Origin of the sequence: Streptococcus sp. 121 (genome assembly GCF_016458205.1) — a bacterium.
In the GTDB taxonomy this organism is placed as follows: domain Bacteria; phylum Bacillota; class Bacilli; order Lactobacillales; family Streptococcaceae; genus Streptococcus.
The window spans coordinates 62,408-78,590 of sequence record NZ_JAEMED010000003.1 but is presented as its reverse complement, the minus strand read 5'-3'; the positions used below and the strand labels follow the sequence as shown (position 1 = coordinate 78,590).

The window sequence follows — 16,183 nt, the reverse complement described above, 5'->3', positions numbered from 1 at the left end:
CCAAGTCAGTTGCATAAGCACTCACTATATGAAGAGGATTTTGCTTGGCACTGGCATTTCCTTTTATAGTCTTTCCATCAATAGCAATTAAACGCTTGGAAAAAGTCGAAAAATTCCCTTTATTTAAAAGTCGAAAAATTCCCTTTATTTAATTGAGCTTCTTCCAACAAAGTTGCCCACAGTATAGAGAGATTAATCAAAACATTAGGATTTATAGTCGCTAGGACACGCTGCATGGTATCATGTGATGGAATCCCGTTTTCTAAGGATAAAACCGTACGAAGACTGTGTTCGTAACATTTCCCAAAATCTTCAATATCTTCCCAATACTCAGCTCCAGATAGGCGAGCAAAGAAAATAAGAAGAACGATATCAACGAGAGTATGACGAATTTTCCAACTATCTCTCTTATCTTCAATAGACTTTAAATATGAAAACATAACATCCATAAAAACGCTCTCCTAAGCTAATTATAGGCTTAAGAGGTCGTTTTTACGAATATTTATCGGTTACTGAAAATTTTCAATAGGGAGTTTTCTTCATGCGTTTGTCGTGAAAGCAGCGGGAATCGCTTGGCTGCTCTAATTTTTTCATGGTATAATAGGGGTAATTTATTGTTAAAGTGAGGCAGATGATGAGCTTTTATAATCACAAAGAAATTGAACCGAAATGGCAAAAGTTCTGGGCTGAGAATCAAACTTTCCGGACTGGAACGGATGCGGATAAACCGAAGTTTTATGCTTTGGATATGTTTCCATATCCGTCAGGAGCGGGTCTTCATGTAGGGCATCCAGAAGGTTACACAGCAACGGATATTTTGAGTCGTTACAAGCGTGCTCAGGGTTATAATGTTCTTCACCCGATGGGTTGGGATGCTTTTGGTCTTCCTGCGGAGCAGTATGCTATGGATACAGGGAATGACCCTGCGGAGTTTACAGCGGAGAATATTGCCAACTTTAAGCGTCAGATTAATGCGCTCGGTTTTTCTTATGACTGGGACCGTGAGGTGAACACTACTGATCCGAATTATTACAAGTGGACGCAGTGGATTTTTACCAAGCTTTACGAGAAAGGCTTGGCTTATGAAGCGGAAGTGCCGGTTAACTGGGTCGAAGAGTTGGGGACTGCGATTGCCAACGAAGAGGTGCTTCCTGATGGGACTTCTGAGCGTGGGGGGTATCCGGTTGTGCGCAAGCCAATGCGGCAGTGGATGTTGAAGATTACAGCCTATGCGGATCGTCTGTTGGAAGACTTGGAAGAGTTAGATTGGCCTGAGTCTATCAAGGATATGCAGCGGAACTGGGTTGGCAAGTCTTCTGGGGTGACTGTTCATTTCAAGATTAAGGGGCATGAGGAGACGTTCTCTGTCTTTACAACCCGTGTGGACACGCTTTTTGGGGCTAGCTATGCGGTTTTGGCTCCGGAGCATGCCTTGGTGGATGTGATTACAACACCTGAGCAGGCTGAGGCTGTGGCTGAGTACAAGCGTCAGGCTAGTCTCAAGTCGGATTTGGCTCGCACAGATTTGGCCAAGGAGAAGACGGGTGCCTTTACGGGTGCTTATGCCATCAACCCTGCCAACGGCAAAGAAATTCCAATTTGGATCGCTGATTATGTCTTGGCGAGCTACGGAACAGGTGCGGTGATGGCGGTTCCTGCTCATGATGCGCGTGACTGGGAATTTGCGAAGGTTTATGATCTTCCGCTCCTCCCTGTTATTGAAGGAGGCGATGTTGAGAAGGAAGTCTATACCGGAGATGGGCCGCATATTCATTCTGAGTTTTTAGACGGTTTAAATACCGAAGAGGCTAAAGCCCGCATGACGGCTTGGCTAGAAGAAAAAGGGATGGGCGAGGAGACCATTACCTACCGTCTACGTGACTGGCTCTTTAGTCGCCAACGTTATTGGGGTGAACCAATTCCGATCATCCATTGGGAAGATGGGACTTCCACAGCTGTTCCAGAAGACCAGTTACCGCTTGTCCTTCCAAAAACAGATGATATCAAGCCATCTGGTACTGGGGAAAGCCCTTTGGCCAACCTCACCGATTGGTTAGAAGTAACACGTGAAGATGGTGTCAAAGGTCGTCGGGAAACCAACACTATGCCGCAATGGGCTGGTTCCAGCTGGTATTACCTTCGCTACATCGATCCTCATAACACAGAGAAATTGGCCGATGAGGATTTGCTCAAGACGTGGTTGCCAGTCGATATCTATATCGGTGGTGCCGAGCATGCCGTTTTACACTTGCTCTATGCCCGCTTCTGGCACAAGTTCCTTTATGACCTCGGCGTGGTCCCAACCAAGGAGCCATTCCAAAAACTCTTTAACCAAGGGATGATTTTGGGAACCAGCTATCGTGATGGCCGAGGTGCTTTGGTCGCAAGCGATAAGGTCGAAAAACGAGACGGATCCTTCTTTAATATTGAGACCGGTGAAGAGTTGGAGCAAACACCAGCTAAGATGTCCAAATCCCTCAAAAACGTCGTCAACCCTGACGATGTGATTGAGCAATTCGGAGCAGACACACTGCGGGTTTACGAAATGTTTATGGGGCCATTGGATGCTTCTATCGCTTGGAGTGAAGAAGGTCTGGAAGGAAGCCGGAAATTCTTGGATCGGGTTTACCGCCTCATCACCAGCAAGGAAATCACTGACCAAAATGATGGCCAGCTAGACAAGATCTACCATGAAACCGTTAAAGCTGTAACCGAGCAGATTGAAGACTACAAGTTCAACACAGCCATCGCCCAATTGATGATCTTCGTCAATGCAGCTAACAAGGCTGACAAGCTCTACAAAGGCTATGCCCAAGGCTTTGTTCAACTCCTAGCACCATTCGCGCCACACTTGGCGGAAGAACTCTGGCAAACCTTGACTGCTTCAGGCGAGTCCATCAGCAACGTAGCGTGGCCAAACTATGATGAAAGCTTTTTAGTCGAAGACGAAGTTGAAATCGTTGTTCAAATCAAAGGGAAGGTTCGCGCCAAACTCATGGTTGCCAAAGACCTTTCCAAAGAAGACCTCGAAGCAACAGTCCTCGCTAATGAAAAAGTTCAAGCTGAAATTGCAGGAAAAGAAATCATCAAAGTCATCGCAGTACCAAACAAACTGGTGAATATTGTGGTGAAATAATCGAAAAGTGAGACCCTTCCGAGGCAGAGACCTTGGAAGGGTTTTTGCAAGTAAAGTATGGTTCATTTTAGGATAGACTGCACAGTTTTTCTTAGAATTTTTGACTAAAAAGGTTTAAAATAGAGAAGCAATGCTTAACCTTCAGTAATGGTTTGCTAGAGAGGAGGTATTGCTCATGGACGTTTTTCCTGACGTCTTACTTGTTATCGTAGCGGATGTGATATCTGGCTTATTGCTCTATTTCATCTGCAAATGGCTGGATAGCAAGGAAAAATAAGTTTGCCAGCCTAAATGCGCTCGTTAATCAAATTTGAACGTAAAAAAACCCCTAGAGCTGCGGCAACAGTCTAGGGGTTTGGCGTTGCTATGAACGTTTTTCCTGTAACTTTATTATACAGGAAGGATAGGTTTTGTCAAATGTTAGGGTTCCTGTGTACGACAAACGCATGAAACAGTAATTTCCGAATTATAACACAGTTTAAATTTAGTAACTTTAGCGATTCTCCTATAGAAGATTCCAAAAAGGATTATTTTTTATTGTGAAAATCCTGAACATTGAAATACAGAAAACTCTATTTTCTCGCTAAAAATCTCTCATGCGTTTGTCGTGGTTCCTGTGTACCTCCTTTTACATATCATATCTGTGTTTCCCCACAAAAACTACCAGCGTTAAGGAACAGATGAATCCAATCAATAAGATCCAGTTAAGCGAGAGGAGGACTAGAAGGGTAGAGAAACACAATTGAGCTAGGAGAATACTTCCTTGTAAAAAAGTTCCAATACTTGCATTGAGAAGCCCTAGACGTTCAGTAGGTAGATGACTGAGTAAAAATGCAGATATTTTCGGATCGACACAGCCCATCAGGATTCCCATGAAAGTGATGCAAACGAAAACAGGCCAAGCTTGTTGCAGAATCAGGAAACCAAACAGGGGAAGGGATAGGATAGCTGTTAAAAAGATAAACCTTGATAACTTCCAAGTCTTAAGTGCAGTACTCACTAAAATGTTTCCCAGTATTGAACTTAGGGAAATGAGAATAGAGATGCCAGCGACAGTGGAAGCGGGGTTAATAATGGAAAAGGATTCGTTAATAGCCATAATGGCTAAAATAAGTGGAATGAGAATGGAAAACAAAGCATTGATACTGGATAGGATCGTTATTAAGGGTAGAACTTGAGGGGATTCTCGAACATCTTTTAGAGCGTGTTTGAACATAGCGAAAAATGGCTGTGGCTTGCGAGGAGTGCTGTCTTGATAAGATAGAATTTTATCGAGTTGTGTTTTAAACAGGAAAAGAATTCCAGCAGCTAGTAGAAAAGTTCCTGCATTGAGAAAGGCGAGCTGGCTAAAAGAAATCCAGGTTACTAAAATAGCTCCCATTGCTTGAAATAGGATTGTGGCACTGGAAGCTACTCCTTGACTGGTGGCTAAGATTTGTTCTCTATCCGCTTCGGGAAGTAACTGTACTTGAACTGGAAGAAAGAGACTATTCTCATATTTACCAGCCAAGTCAGAAAAGAAATTGATAGCTACCAAACTGATAACGAGGATGAGGGCAGGGTTAAATTGGAGGAGAAAACCGGCTCCAAGATAGAGCAGAAATCGGAATAGTTGACTACTAATGATGGCTAGCACTTTCTGCTGAGTCCGATCTGCCCAATAGCCGAGAAAAACGCTGAAAACAATAGGAAGAGACTCAGAAATGCTGACGAGCGCAATCGCTGCTTGTTTTTCAGGCACCAGCAGAATATAGTTCATGAGGGCTAAACTGTAGAGTGTATCACCTAAATCTGAAATCAAGTTACTGAAAAAGGTAGCGGTGTATAATTTGTACTTCTTAAGATTCATCTTCTTCTCCTTTATTTTTTCTCCATTATAAGTCTGATTTAGGGGAGTGACTCACCTGTTACATATTTACAAAATGGGGAAAAGTCAGCCTTGTTTCCGTATATTTATGAAGTCTTACACCTATACCAATCCTTGCTCCTTGACAAAGGGAGATGAAAAAACTATAATCTTGTCAGTTAATTCACAAAAGTCGAATTAGACTATACCAATTTTGGAGGAATTCAATTATGTGTGGAATTGTTGGTGTTGTGGGAAATCCCAATGCAACCGATATTCTTTTACAAGGATTAGAAAAACTTGAGTACCGTGGTTATGATTCAGCGGGTGTTTATGTTTCCAATGGTTCTCAGTCTGGTCGTTTGGTGAAGTCCAATGGTCGGATTGCGGATTTGGAAGCCAAGGTTGGTGAAAACCTAGATGGTTTTGCTGGGATTGGTCATACTCGTTGGGCGACTCACGGAAAACCTAGTGAACTCAATGCCCATCCACACCAATCAGAATCTGGTCGTTTGGTCATGGTTCACAATGGGGTGATTGAGAACTATGCCGAGATTCGCGATCAGTATTTGGCTGGCCACCATTTTCAAGGTCAGACGGATACAGAAATCGCCGTACACCTTGTTGGTCACTTTGTGGATACGGAAGGTTTGAGCGTTTTGGAAGCTTTCAAAAAAGCTCTAACTATTATTGAAGGTTCTTACGCCTTTGCCTTGATGGACACAGAGAATCCAGAAACTCTTTACGTTGCTAAAAATAAATCTCCACTCTTGATTGGTTTGGGTGATGGCTATAATATGGTTGGATCAGATGCTATGGCCATGATTCGTGAAACCAGTGAGTTTAAAGAAATTCATGACAAGGAATTGGTTGTTGTGGAGAAAGACCAAGTCACTATCACGGATTATGCAGGTAATCCGGTAGAACGTGATAGCTATACTGCGGAGTTGGACTTGTCCGATATTGGTAAAGGCACCTACCCTTACTATATGTTGAAAGAAATCGATGAGCAGCCAACCGTGATGCGTAAACTCATCTCCACTTATGCGGATGTTGATGGCAAGATGAAGGTTGACCCAGCTATCGTACAAGCCGTGCAAGAAGCAGACCGTCTTTACATTATTGCTGCGGGTACTTCTTACAATGCAGGTTTTGCGTCTAAGAAGATGTTAGAAGAGTTGACAGATACACCTGTGGAATTGGGAATTGCCTCTGAGTGGGGTTATGAAATGCCACTTTTGAGTCAGAAACCACTCTTTATCTTCCTAACCCAATCAGGGGAAACTGCGGATAGTCGTCAGGTTTTGGTCAAAGCCAATGAAATGGGAATTCCAAGCTTGACGGTGACCAACGTACCTGGTTCTACCCTATCCCGTGAAGCGACGCATACTCTCCTTCTCCATGCGGGGCCAGAAATTGCGGTTGCTTCTACCAAAGCCTACACTGCGCAGATCGCAGCCCTTGCCTTTTTAGCCAAAGCAGTTGGCGAAGCCAATGAAAATACGAAGGCAGAGGCCTTCGACTTGGTGCATGAGTTGTCTATCGTTGCGCAATCCATTGAGGCTAGCCTTTCTGAAAAAGATGTGATTGATAGTAAGGTTCGGAGTCTCTTGGAATCAACCCGCAATGCCTTCTATATCGGCCGTGGCCAGGATTACTATGTGGCTATGGAAGCGAGTTTGAAATTGAAGGAAGTGTCTTACATTCAGACAGAAGGATTTGCTGCAGGTGAGTTGAAACACGGAACGATTTCCTTGATTGAAGACGGTGTTCCTGTCATTGCCTTGCTTTCTGCTAATGGGAAAGTGGCGGCTCATACCCGTGGAAATATCGCCGAAGTGCAAGCCCGTGGCGCTAACGTCTTGACCATTGTTGAAGAAGGTGTGGCGCGTGAGGGAGATGATATTGTTGTGAATCAAGTTCACCCCTATCTCTCAACGATTGCCATGGTTATTCCAACCCAGTTGATCGCTTATTTTGCAACTCTTCATCGTGGTTTAGACGTCGATAAACCAAGAAATTTAGCGAAATCTGTTACTGTAGAATAAGAAGAAAAAGCGATTATTTCTACGGTTCAATAAAAGCGAACAATTGTTATTGGCTTCGCTCTCCGATCTGCACCTCAAACAGCCTTTTTGCTGTTTGACCGAATCAAGTACTGTGTAAAAGTTATTCCACTAACTAAAGTAGGAAGGTTGGGACGATTATCCCAGCCTCTTCCTGCGGAACGAATGCATTGGATGCAATTTCTCAGCAGGAAATATCGTAAAACCACACTGAAGTTTCTGGCAACTCAGTCTATTTTCAAGTGATATAGTCTTTTAGTACAAGGCAGCGAGTCGTAGACAGCTCAAAATCTCTCCCAGAGATTTTGAGCTTGCTGAGACACTTTCGAAGAAAGTTTCAAATAAGTACGGCAAGACGAGCTAATATAGTAATAAAAGATAAACTAAAAGAGTATAACTCCGATGAATCTCGAGTTCTGTCACTGTTTCGTAGGCAGTCTAATGTAAAATAGGAAAGAAGCGGTCGTTTGTGCCGCTTTCTTTTATTCCTAAAAATAAAGGTACACCCGTCGAAAAAACGTTTTCATAGGGGTGGGCACTTGAATTTGAGGAATCGCTGTTATAAAATGGTAACTATTAATTTTTCCGAAAGGATGTATTTGAGTGAAGAACAAAGATGTAAAATATGAAGAATCCTATCGCCATACTCGTGTAAGAATGCATAAATCTGGTAAGCATTGGGTTCGGACAATTATGTCAAAAGTAGGTGCCATTCGCCTTGGTGGTAAGGTGACACCGGTACTTCGAAAAACAAAGACAGATGATGATTTTACTCGTAGCTCTATCTCCCTAGAAACTGTTTTAAAAGGGGCTGGTGCCATTGCTGCTTTATTAGGGGGTGCAGCCTTAGGGACTGATCAAGCATTTGCGGAAGAAACAGTTCTTTCTTCTGAGTTGGCTACAACAGTTATGGTTGATCAAGATGAGATTTCTCTCCCGCAAAGTCAGGAGGTAGAATCTCAATCTGTTTCCATTGAAACAAGTACCTCCACCGTAGATCATCAAAGAGCTAGTGAAGAGGCATTGTCTACCGAACAGTCGCTATCACTTGAGATTTCTCAATCTCTTTCACTTTCTGAGAGTCAATCCCTTTCTGTTTCTGAATCTATTTCAGCTTCTGAATCTTTATCCGTATCCGTAAGCCAGTCTCTTTCAAGTTCAGAATCCTTGTCTGAATCCCTGAGTCAGGAATCGGTTTCTACTTCGCAGTCACTTTCCCTCTCGGAATCTGTAAGTCGCTCGGAATCCTTGACGAGTGAATTCTCTACAGAGCAGGTGACGAAGCAAGCGGACGAGGACGCTAAATCCCAAGCTTTGAAGCGTCTTGAGACGGTTACAACTACTGCAGAAAATTTTGTTGAGGGTGTAGAGGAGAGAACCAGTAGGCAATCAAGTGCAGATTTAGCCGCGGCTTTAGTGGCTAGTCGAGCAGACATTGTAGCAGGAAAAGCTCTACTAGCTCAAGGAACAGTCAGTCTTGCGGACATCCAAACCACAATAGCTTCTATTTCAAATAGTACCCAGGCTTTAGCAACAGAGCTCTTAAAAGAGGGTCGGACAAGGAATACTGGACGTACTCAGGTAACTGGTGACCAGATTCGTATTCTACGTGCCAATGCCCTTAGCACGACCGCGACTAGTCGTACCGTAAATTCTTGGGATGAGTTTGCAAGCGCCTTACAAGATAGCTCGATTACGGAAATCAATTTAGGCTCTAGTTTAACGGCTACTTCCAATGCTGTTTATACAGGAAATACGGTTGTCATTAAAGGGAATGGGAATAGCTTAAATTTAGGAAATTACACCATTAATTCGTCAACCGTTGACATGACCCTCGATAATGTAACTTTGAATACCAGTAATACATCAGGTCCTTTTGTTGTAACGGGTGACGGGAACATTACCTATAAGGATTCGACCATTTCAGGAATCATGTACGATGGTAGCGGGAATAGGTCAACTGGGAATGTCACCATCACAATTGATGGTACAGTAACAAATACAAACTCTGTTGTGAAGACCACTGCAACCAACCGTGGGGCTAATATCAACATGGCAGCGAAAGTGGTGACAACAGCGGGTAGTGTCTTGAACATGAATCGGGCTGCTGATGGTGATGGAATCCGTGTGAAAGCGGGTGGTTCTGTCGAACTTGGGAACTATAGTAAGGTGACGATCACCCTTAAAAATGGGGATGCTACAGATTTAGTAAGTACGCAAAAATCTTCCAATGTTGAAAACTACAACACAGCTATTCGTGCTGGTCAGCCAAATCAGAAAGTCGCTGGTTCTGTCATCACAGGGGCTTATTCTCAATTGGACTTGAAGGTTGGACAGGGTGTTGGGATTGTCCTGGGACAACAAGTCAATAATCCTAGTACTTCTGAAAATATCGAGAGTACGAAAGGAAATACGGGGCAAAACACAATTTCCATTGGTGAAAATGCCACCTTTAATTTCTATGGCCGGGCTGGAGTCTATATGGGAGACCAGTCAGACTTTATTGCCAATGATGGTGCTCAGGTGACCTTCCAGAACTTTGGAAATGGTGCTGCCATTGATATGGGAGATGATGCTAACCTTCATGTCAAGAGTCAAGCTGTGATGGATCTCCAGTCTGATGGCAAGAAATTTGGTAGCTATGCTTTTGGAAATTATATTGGTCTTAACGATCGCAGTTCCCTTCGGGTTGAAAAAAATGGGACTCTTAAGGTTAAATTAACGAATCATAAGGTTAACTACGATGACGTTATCAATCTGAACGGAACAGCGAAAGGCTTTACAGAATTTTATGCAGGTGAAAACTCTGTTGTTGATTTGCAAACAGACAACACAGACTTTTATGCAGAATTGATTTCGGTTCCTTTAGGTGGAAATAGCGGATCAGCCTTTAATTTCGACAATGTAAAATACCTGAACCTTGAAAAGACTCGTCCAAATGTGGGACACCTAAATAGTCAAAGACTTCCAGAAGGGGCTTTGGTCTTCTTTAGTGGAGATGGAACCTTCAAAGGGAATGGAAATTATCGGATTTCTAAGTGGCAAAATGGTTCTGATACGCAAGGGACTCCTTTAAATGTGTGGTATGGAGTCTCCGAGTTTAGTATGCAATATAAGGACTTCAGTGGAAGCAGAAATCCATTTACGATTGATACAACCTTTACAGACACAAGTATCAGTGGAGATGGAGCTGGAACCCAGTCTGGAGTTGCACTGAATAACTTAAACGACGGCTTCAATCCTTATCAATCTCAACGGATAACCATTGAAGCAGTAGATCGGACGGGAGAAGAGGTTGAAACTCAAACCACAGTCCAAGACTATAATATTATTTATCGTTATAACCCAGATATTCCTGCTGATACAGCTCGTATTGTACAGCAAGGAAAAGACTCAGTTGTTAGCAGCAAAACAACGACTTATTATATCTATCACACAGACCAAGCTGGTAATGTGACGAAAACTGTGGATAGCAGTAAGGGAACAGATGGTGTTAGCACTGAAACGACAACAGTGATTGAGGGTCAAGATCTCATCATTGAGTATGGTCCTCAAACAGCAACTGTTACCTATTATGATGTCACGGACGGTGGCCGTGTTCAGCTGAAAGTAGATAGTTTTGCAGGAGAAGCTGGGACAGCTATCAATACAGATCCTACAACGGTCGTTACCGAAAATTGGCCGGACTATGTGATTACGAAAGATGAGTTTTCATCCAGCTCTAAGACCTTTTTGCAAGGTGACTATAACTTTGAAAATTTAACCGGATCAACAACTATTACGACCACGGATGGATCTGTTTATCATGTATCTCAAGATGTTGGGACGGAAATAAAACGAACCTTGAGTAGTACGGGTGAAGGTCAGAACTACGATGTTGAGATTGAGAAACGAACAGAATCGGATACGACTTCGGAGTCTCTGAGCGAATCTACCAGTGAATCCGAGAGTCGATCATCTTCTGAATCGATATCCAATTCAGAATCACAGAGCATCTCAGAGTCACAATCCAATAGTATTTCAGAATCAGAGTCAAGATCCATTAGTGAGTCTCTCTCTAACTCTGAGAGTGAATCCTTGTCGAATTCTACGAGTGAATCTTTGTCAAACTCTATTAGTGAGTCCATTTCAGAGTCCCATTCTCACTCTCTAAGTGAGTCTGTTTCCTATTCTATTTCAGAATCCGTGATGGAATCAGTGAGTGAGTCTGTCTCTGAGTCTATTATGGAATCGTTAAGTGAGTCCGTCTCCGAGTCTATTATGGAATCAGTGAGCGAGTCTGTCTCTGAGTCTACTATGGAATCGGTGAGTGAGTCCGTCTCAGAATCCATTATGGAATCGGTAAGCGAGTCCGTCTCAGAATCCATTATGGAATCGGTAAGCGAGTCCGTCTCCGAGTCCATTATGGAATCGGTGAGTGAGTCCGTCTCCGAGTCTATTATGGAATCGTTAAGTGAGTCCGTCTCCGAGTCTATTATGGAATCAGTGAGCGAGTCTGTCTCTGAGTCTACTATGGAATCGGTGAGTGAGTCCGTCTCCGAGTCTATTATGGAATCGGTGAGTGAGTCTGTCTCTGAGTCTACTATGGAATTGGTAAGCGAGTCCGTCTCCGAGTCCATTATGGAATCGGTGAGTGAGTCTGTCTCTGAGTCTACTATGGAATCGTTAAGTGAGTCCGTCTCCGAGTCTATTATGGAATCGTTAAGTGAGTCCGTCTCAGAATCTATTATGGAATCGGTGAGTGAGTCCGTCTCAGAGTCTATTATGGAATCGGTGAGTGAGTCCGTCTCCGAGTCTATTATGGAATCGGTAAGCGAGTCCGTCTCCGAGTCTATTATGGAATCGGTGAGTGAGTCTGTCTCTGAGTCTACTATGGAATCGGTGAGTGAATCCGTCTCCGAGTCTATTATGGAATCGTTAAGTGAGTCCGTCTCCGAGTCCATTATGGAATCGTTAAGTGAGTCCGTCTCCGAATCTATTATGGAATCGGTGAGCGAGTCCGTCTCCGAGTCTATTATGGAATCGGTGAGTGAGTCTGTCTCTGAGTCTACTATGGAATCGGTAAGCGAGTCCGTCTCAGAATCCATTATGGAATCCGTAAGCGAGTCCGTCTCCGAGTCTATTATGGAATCAGTGAGTGAGTCTGTCTCTGAGTCTACTATGGAATCGGTGAGTGAGTCCGTCTCCGAGTCTATTATGGAATCGGTGAGTGAGTCCGTCTCCGAGTCTATTATGGAATCGGTGAGTGAGTCCATCTCCGAATCTATTATGGAATCCTTGAGTGAGTCCGTCTCCGAGTCTATTATGGAGTCGTTAAGTGAGTCCGTCTCCGAGTCCATTATGGAATCGGTGAGTGAGTCCGTCTCTGAATCTATTATGGAATCGGTGAGCGAGTCCGTCTCAGAGTCTATTATGGAATCGGTGAGTGAGTCTGTCTCTGAGTCTACTATGGAATCGGTGAGTGAGTCCGTCTCTGAGTCTATTATGGAATCGGTAAGCGAGTCCGTCTCCGAGTCCATTATGGAATCCGTTTCAGAGTCCATTTCAGAATCCGTAAGCGAGTCAGTGTCTGAGTCTATTTCTGAATCCGTAAGTGAGTCAGTCTCTGAATCAGTCTCAGAATCGATAAGCGAATCTGTTTCAGAGTCCATTTCGGAATCGTTAAGTGAGTCTGTTTCTGAGTCTATTTCAGAATCGATAAGCGAGTCCATTTCCGAGTCTATTTCGGAATCAGTGAGCGAGTCTGTCTCTGAATCAGTCTCAGAATCGTTAAGTGAGTCTGTTTCTGAGTCCATTTCGGAATCGTTAAGTGAGTCTGTTTCTGAGTCCGTCTCAGAATCCGTAAGCGAATCTGTCTCTGAGTCCATTTCGGAATCCGTAAGTGAATCAATTTCAGAGTCTGTGTCAGAATCGATAAGCGAGTCTATCTCTGAGTCCGTCTCAGAATCCATAAGCGAATCTGTCTCTGAGTCCATTTCGGAATCCGTAAGTGAATCAATTTCAGAGTCTGTGTCAGAATCGTTAAGCGAGTCTATCTCTGAGTCTGTGTCCGAATCTGTAAGCGAATCTATCTCTGAGTCTATTTCGGAATCCGTAAGTGAATCTATTTCTGAGTCTATCTCGGAATCCGTAAGCGAGTCTGTCTCTGAATCAGTCTCAGAATCGATAAGTGAGTCTGTTTCTGAGTCCGTCTCAGAATCCGTAAGCGAATCTATCTCTGAGTCTATTTCGGAATCCGTAAGCGAGTCTGTCTCAGAGTCCATTTCAGAATCCGTAAGCGAATCTGTCTCTGAGTCCATTTCGGAATCCGTAAGCGAGTCCATCTCCGAGTCTATTATGGAATCGGTGAGTGAGTCCGTCTCCGAGTCTATTATGGAATCGGTGAGTGAGTCCATCTCCGAATCTATTATGGAATCCTTGAGTGAGTCCGTCTCCGAATCTATTATGGAATCCTTGAGTGAGTCCGTCTCCGAGTCCATTATGGAATCGGTGAGTGAGTCCGTCTCTGAGTCTATTATGGAATCGGTGAGTGAGTCCGTCTCTGAGTCTATTATGGAATCGGTGAGTGAGTCCGTCTCTGAGTCTATTATGGAATCGGTAAGCGAGTCCGTCTCCGAGTCTATTATGGAATCGTTAAGTGAGTCCGTCTCAGAATCCATTATGGAATCGGTAAGCGAGTCCGTCTCAGAATCTATTATGGAATCGTTAAGTGAGTCCGTCTCTGAGTCCATTATGGAATCCGTAAGCGAGTCCGTCTCCGAGTCTATTATGGAATCGGTGAGTGAGTCCGTCTCCGAGTCTATTATGGAATCGGTGAGTGAGTCCGTCTCCGAGTCTATTATGGAATCGGTGAGTGAGTCCGTCTCCGAGTCTATTATGGAATCGTTAAGTGAGTCCGTCTCCGAGTCTATTATGGAATCAGTGAGCGAGTCTGTCTCTGAGTCTATTTCGGAATCAGTGAGCGAGTCCGTCTCTGAATCCGTCTCAGAATCGTTAAGTGAGTCTGTTTCTGAGTCAGTATCAGAATCCGTAAGCGAATCAGTGTCTGAGTCTATTTCGGAATCCGTAAGCGAGTCCGTCTCAGAATCCGTAAGCGAGTCTGTCTCTGAGTCCATTTCGGAATCGATAAGTGAGTCTGTTTCTGAATCAGTATCAGAATCGATAAGTGAGTCCATCTCCGAATCTGTCTCTGAGTCCATTTCGGAATCCGTAAGTGAATCAATTTCTGAGTCCATTTCGGAATCCGTAAGTGAATCAATTTCTGAGTCTATCTCGGAATCCGTAAGCGAGTCCGTCTCAGAATCAGTATCAGAATCGATAAGTGAGTCTGTTTCTGAGTCCGTCTCAGAATCGTTAAGCGAGTCTGTCTCTGAGTCTATTTCGGAATCAGTGAGCGAGTCTGTCTCTGAATCTGTGTTGGAATCCGTAAGCGAATCTATCTCCGAGTCCATTATGGAATCGATAAGTGAGTCCGTCTCTGAGTCCATTTCGGAATCCGTAAGCGAATCTGTTTCTGAGTCCATTTCGGAATCCGTAAGCGAATCTGTTTCTGAGTCAGTTTCAGAATCGTTAAGCGAGTCCGTCTCTGAATCAGTATCAGAATCGATAAGTGAGTCCATCTCCGAATCTGTGTCAGAATCCGTAAGCGAATCTGTCTCTGAGTCCATCTCCGAGTCCGTTTCAGAATCAGTGAGCGAATCTGTTTCTGAGTCCATTTCGGAATCGTTAAGTGAGTCCGTCTCCGAGTCTATTATGGAATCAGTGAGCGAGTCTGTCTCTGAGTCCATTTCGGAATCCGTAAGTGAATCTGTCTCTGAATCAATTTCGGAATCAGTGAGCGAATCTGTTTCTGAGTCTATTATGGAATCCGTAAGTGAGTCCGTTTCCGAGTCTATTTCGGAATCAGTGAGCGAGTCCGTCTCAGAATCGTTAAGTGAATCCATCTCCGAGTCTATTATGGAATCCGTAAGCGAATCAATTTCTGAGTCCATTTCGGAATCGTTAAGTGAGTCCATCTCCGAATCTGTGTCAGAATCCGTAAGCGAATCTGTCTCTGAGTCCATCTCCGAGTCCGTTTCAGAATCCGTAAGCGAATCTGTCTCTGAGTCCATCTCCGAGTCCGTCTCAGAATCTATTATGGAATCGTTAAGTGAGTCCGTCTCCGAGTCCATTATGGAATCGTTAAGTGAGTCCGTCTCAGAATCTATTATGGAATCGTTAAGTGAGTCCGTCTCCGAGTCTATTATGGAATCGTTGAGTGAGTCCGTCTCCGAGTCTATTATGGAATCGTTGAGTGAGTCCGTCTCCGAGTCTATTATGGAATCGTTGAGCGAGTCCGTCTCCGAGTCTATTATGGAATCGTTGAGTGAGTCTGTCTCTGAGTCTACTATGGAATCGGTAAGCGAGTCCGTCTCAGAATCCATTATGGAATCCGTAAGCGAGTCCGTCTCCGAGTCTATTTCTGAATCCGTAAGTGAATCCGTTTCTGAGTCCGTCTCTGAATCCGTAAGTGAATCAGTGTCTGAGTCTATTTCAGAATCCGTAAGCGAATCTATCTCTGAGTCTGTGTCAGAATCGTTAAGTGAGTCCATCTCCGAATCTGTGTCGGAATCGGTAAGCGAGTCTATCTCTGAGTCAGTATCAGAATCCGTAAGCGAATCAATTTCTGAGTCAATTTCAGAATCGTTAAGTGAATCCGTCTCTGAGTCCATGTCAGAATCCGTAAGCGAATCTATCTCCGAGTCTGTTTCAGAATCGTTAAGCGAGTCTATCTCTGAGTCTGTCTCAGAATCCGTAAGCGAATCTGTCTCTGAGTCTGTGTCCGAATCCGTAAGTGAATCTGTTTCTGAGTCTGTGTCGGAATCGTTAAGCGAGTCTATCTCCGAGTCCATTTCGGAATCGTTAAGTGAATCCGTCTCAGAATCTAACTCAGAGTCACTCAGTGAATCTTTAGATAAACGTCGACTTCCAAATACAGGTGAAGAGTCTTCGAGCTTTTTAGGTTTAGCTGGTTTGTCTCTCTTCTCAGCCTTGCTTTTTGGTCGTCGGAAAAAGAAAAAAGAGGAAGAATCCTCTTCAACAGACTTGATATAATGAAAAAAGGTTGAGGTTCAGTGTGCCTCAGCCTTTTCTCTT

The 16,183-nt window shown here is 43.8% G+C and carries 6 protein-coding genes and 2 pseudogenes; 4 read left to right on the top strand and 4 right to left on the bottom strand.

Features of this window, described 5'->3' with window-relative positions; translation table 11 throughout:
* Positions 1 to 449, bottom strand: a pseudogene (locus tag JEQ21_RS01075) (ISAs1 family transposase); the annotation flags it as partial.
* Between the two features lie 185 nt (positions 450 to 634).
* Here JEQ21_RS01075 and leuS point away from each other — a divergent pair.
* Positions 635 to 3,136, top strand: a complete 2,502-nt coding sequence (leuS, locus tag JEQ21_RS01070) for a leucine--tRNA ligase (protein WP_199363605.1) — start codon at positions 635 to 637, stop codon at positions 3,134 to 3,136.
* Positions 3,137 to 3,764: 628 nt separating this feature from the next.
* Here leuS and JEQ21_RS01065 read toward each other — a convergent pair.
* The gene (locus tag JEQ21_RS01065) at positions 3,765 to 4,985 is read right to left on the bottom strand and encodes an MFS transporter (protein WP_199363602.1); all 1,221 of its coding nucleotides are present in this window, start codon (positions 4,983 to 4,985) and stop codon (positions 3,765 to 3,767) included.
* A 227-nt stretch (positions 4,986 to 5,212) separates the two neighbouring features.
* On the opposite strand from JEQ21_RS01065, the gene glmS reads away from it, so the two are divergent.
* Both glmS and JEQ21_RS10220 read left to right on the top strand, forming a co-directional pair.
* Entirely contained in the window at positions 5,213 to 7,030 is a 1,818-nt protein-coding gene (gene glmS, locus JEQ21_RS01060; RefSeq protein ID WP_199363601.1) for a glutamine--fructose-6-phosphate transaminase (isomerizing), read from the top strand.
* A 621-nt stretch (positions 7,031 to 7,651) separates the two neighbouring features.
* Positions 7,652 to 8,911 (top strand): annotated as a pseudogene (locus JEQ21_RS10220) (pectate lyase-like adhesive domain-containing protein); the annotation flags it as partial.
* A gap of 41 nt (positions 8,912 to 8,952) precedes the next feature.
* On the opposite strand, the gene JEQ21_RS01050 reads toward JEQ21_RS10220, so the two are convergent.
* Both JEQ21_RS01050 and JEQ21_RS10170 read right to left on the bottom strand, forming a co-directional pair.
* The gene (locus JEQ21_RS01050) at positions 8,953 to 9,144 is read right to left on the bottom strand and encodes a hypothetical protein (RefSeq protein WP_199363600.1); all 192 of its coding nucleotides are present in this window, start codon (positions 9,142 to 9,144) and stop codon (positions 8,953 to 8,955) included.
* A gap of 2,070 nt (positions 9,145 to 11,214) precedes the next feature.
* Positions 11,215 to 15,939, bottom strand: coding sequence for a hypothetical protein (locus JEQ21_RS10170; protein ID WP_325176117.1), 4,725 nt, complete (start codon positions 15,937 to 15,939; stop codon positions 11,215 to 11,217).
* Here JEQ21_RS10170 and JEQ21_RS10165 point away from each other — a divergent pair.
* Positions 15,866 to 16,141, top strand: a complete 276-nt coding sequence (locus JEQ21_RS10165; protein ID WP_325176116.1) for an LPXTG cell wall anchor domain-containing protein — start codon at positions 15,866 to 15,868, stop codon at positions 16,139 to 16,141. The genes JEQ21_RS10170 and JEQ21_RS10165 overlap by 74 nt on opposite strands.
* Positions 16,142 to 16,183: the final 42 nt, after the last annotated feature.

Coding starts and splice junctions, on each gene's coding strand:
- leuS (WP_199363605.1), top strand. CDS start 635: ATGAGCTTTTATAATCACAAAGAAATTGAACCGAAATGGCAAAAGTTC.
- JEQ21_RS01065 (WP_199363602.1), bottom strand. CDS start 4,985: ATGAATCTTAAGAAGTACAAATTATACACCGCTACCTTTTTCAGTAAC.
- glmS (WP_199363601.1), top strand. CDS start 5,213: ATGTGTGGAATTGTTGGTGTTGTGGGAAATCCCAATGCAACCGATATT.
- JEQ21_RS01050 (WP_199363600.1), bottom strand. CDS start 9,144: ATGTTCAAGACACTACCCGCTGTTGTCACCACTTTCGCTGCCATGTTG.
- JEQ21_RS10170 (WP_325176117.1), bottom strand. CDS start 15,939: ATGGACTCGGAGATAGACTCGCTTAACGATTCCGACACAGACTCAGAA.